The 2,907-nt window shown below is 66.6% G+C and carries 1 protein-coding gene and 2 pseudogenes; 1 reads left to right on the forward strand and 2 read right to left on the reverse strand.

The features are described 5' to 3' along the window. Positions 1-259: transposase (locus BLR02_RS28050; RefSeq protein ID WP_176849892.1), on the reverse strand; the 259-nt coding region annotated here is incomplete at its 3' end. 985 nt (positions 260-1,244) lie between these two features. Here BLR02_RS28050 and BLR02_RS30730 point away from each other — a divergent pair. Beyond that, a pseudogene (locus tag BLR02_RS30730) lies at positions 1,245-1,463 on the forward strand (IS6 family transposase); the annotation flags it as partial. A gap of 62 nt (positions 1,464-1,525) precedes the next feature. Here BLR02_RS30730 and BLR02_RS28055 read toward each other — a convergent pair. Next, positions 1,526-2,492, reverse strand: a pseudogene (locus BLR02_RS28055) (IS5 family transposase). Positions 2,493-2,907 lie beyond the last annotated feature (415 nt).

Here is a 2,907-nt window from a genome sequence, read left to right on the forward strand (position 1 = left end):
CGTCGGCATCCTCATAGCCGCAGGCGATCGCCAGGATCCGCGCTCGCAGGATGTCGGCCAACGGGTGGACCACCCGCGCCGGGTCGCGCGGGTCGGAAATCAGCGCCACCAGCCGGTCGCAGATGCCAAGCTGTCGCTCGGCCGCGGCCAGCAGCATTACCCCGCCATCCGAGGTCAGCCGCCCGCCGTCGATGGCGGCGACCACCTTCTTGCGGCCGATCGCTGGAAAGCCGAAGGGCTCGATCGTATCGTCATCCATGGCGGGTGTGGCGCGGCCTGATGCTGCTGCGGATTGGTCTCGACACCCAAGTTCGTAAACGCAATCAGCAGCTTACGCCACGCCCGCCAGCCGCACCGTAGGCCCGTGATGAATAAGAGCGGATAGTTGGGCGGCAATAGCCAGGGTGACTTGCGGCGCGATCCTGCTGCGGCAGGGTGAGCTGTCACAAATCGTCGAGCTCAAACAATCGGCTGTGCCTCCTGGTCGGCGGGGCCGAGATCGCGCGACGCATGGCCGGTGGCCGGTCCGCCTCGAACCTGCCAGGCGTAACCCTGGAGCAGGACCAGCCAGCCTCACTGCGCTGAGGGCGCCGATGCGCCGTCCCGTGGGGCCGCTGGGGCCGGGCGCCTGACCTCGTGTGGCCTGCAGGGCAGCCTTGGGCGCCAGCGCGTGGGAGCGTTTGCGCAGCCAAGGCGTGAGACCGGCGCGGGGTAATCCAGACGCTGGCCCAACCTAGCCGATCGAGGCATTGTTGCGCGCCGCTAAGCAGCGGACCCGCGTGGCTCCTCTCAACAGCACGGCCCGTGCCCGGCGCATGCGTGTTGACAGCTGTCAACCATCCGGCCTGGCTCAGCCACTGGTGCTTGGCAGCTGAGGCCGGACCGTTGCCCCGCCTGGAACGCTGGCCGGGAGCCGACCGACCGCGAACGGCACGCATAGGCTCTGGGTTCCATGACACACCCGGCGGGCGGCGGCGCCAAGACAGGACATGCAGCTCCAGCCCCTACCCGAGGCGGGTTGTAAGGCTGGCTTTCACGGCGACGTGTGTCATACCCATGGGGCGGCCGCCCGGGACCAGGGCCAGGCCTTGGCGGGGTTGGCTTGCAGGGCCAAGCCGGCCGCCGTCGTCTGGGTACCCTGCAGGCGCAGCGGTCACGCCGGGTCCGCCACTCCCTTAATCGCAGCGGCATTGCCACGTTGGCGGGCTATAGCCGGAATGAAGCGGCTGGGCGAAGCTGGCGGGATGACGCCAGACCTCGGTACCTATCCCGGTTATCGCTTCCCGGCCGAGATCATCAGCCACGCCGTGTGGCTCTATCATCTCCTCAGCCTCAGTTTGCGCGACGTGGAGATGATCCTCGCCGAGCGAGGCATCACGGTCACGCACGAGAGCATCCGGCGCTGGGTCCTGAAGTTCGGGACCGATTTTGCCGCAAGGCTGCGCAAACGACGGCCACGGCCCGGGGACTATCGTGTTGCAGAGATCAGCGGCTTGGACGCGTTGATCCCTGCCCACGTTCGGGATCATGCGATGCGGACGTATTCCGGCCGCCCAAGCTCGAGCATTCGGTTCAGCACGCCGGCGGCGATGGCCACCTCGGTCGCCTGTCGCCCATCCGTTTGCGAGCGCAGCCCGTCGCCGATGACGCGTTTCCACCGGGAGATATCGGCCCCCACCAGGGCACGCCAGTTATAGCCCGAGGCATGCTGCCAGCCCATACGGCCGCGCTCAGCGATAGATCGCAAGTGCGCGTCCCGCTGCGTCGGCGCGGTTTCGGCCGCGGCGCCCGGCACCGCACTCGCACGTGGCGGGACGACAACGGCGGCATCGGGGTGCCGCGCCGCGACCGCGGCATGGACATCGTCCCGATCGTAGGCACCATCGCCGATAAAGGTCGCCACCGGGCCATCAACCTGATCGAGCAAGGGACCAACTTGCGAGCCGTCGTCAGAACCCCTGTCAATCAGCAGCGAGGCGACGATCTTGGCCGGTGTCGGCGTCCGTGGCGAGGTGCAGCATCTTCCAGGCCCGGCGCCGCTTGGTGCCATGCTTCTCCTCCAGCCACCCACCGGGACCGCGTAGCTGCAAACCCGTGCTGTCCACCAGCAGGTGCATTGGCTCGCCTCCGCAGCGCGGTCGCGCCACCTCAAGCGTCGCGCCTCGGCGGCTGAGGGTTGAGTGGTCTGGCACGGCGAGGTCGAGGCCGAGCAACTGCAGAATGGAGCCGATCAGGCCTTCGGTCTGGCGCAGAGCCAGGCGGAACACAGCCCGCAGGGTCAAGGCGGTGGCCATCGCCAGCGCGGAGTAGGTGGGCTGCCCGCCCCGGCCAGTGCGTGGTTCAGCCTTCCAGGCCTCGATCGCCTCCGGTGTGAACCAGACCGTGAGGCTGCCGCGTGCGCGCAGGCCCGCATCGTAGTCGGCCCAATTGGTGACCCGGTGCTTCTGCCTGGGAATGTGGTGGCGCCGAGCGGCGTTGACTTTGAACGGCAAGATGAATCCGCCCTCAATAGCTGAGGGCCCACCCTCCTCGCCAGCCTACTCGGCAACCGAACGCCGGGCGACCCATGCAACAACGTCGTCCGACATCGCAAGATGGAAGCGCGTCATCGGTGATGGCCTACGCTCGCAAAAGAACGGTCGCTAAAGCACCGAGGTAGCGATTGCCGCCAACGTTCTGAACCGCATGCTGGAGCTTGGCCGCCCAGAGTACGTCCGCGTCGCATGACCCGAAACCTGGATCGGGTTCAATGCGCCCGATCCTCCGACCGGTGCAATACGCTGCCCGAAAACCTCACAGGAGCCCCCGAAGTCCTCATAGTTAGGCGCGCAAACCACTGGGATAGTTGACTGATTCGCGCTAGAACTTAGAACTTAGAACTTAGAACTTAGAACTTAGAACTTAGAA

Origin of the sequence: Belnapia rosea (assembly GCF_900101615.1) — a bacterium.
Lineage (GTDB): Bacteria > Pseudomonadota > Alphaproteobacteria > Acetobacterales > Acetobacteraceae > Belnapia > Belnapia rosea.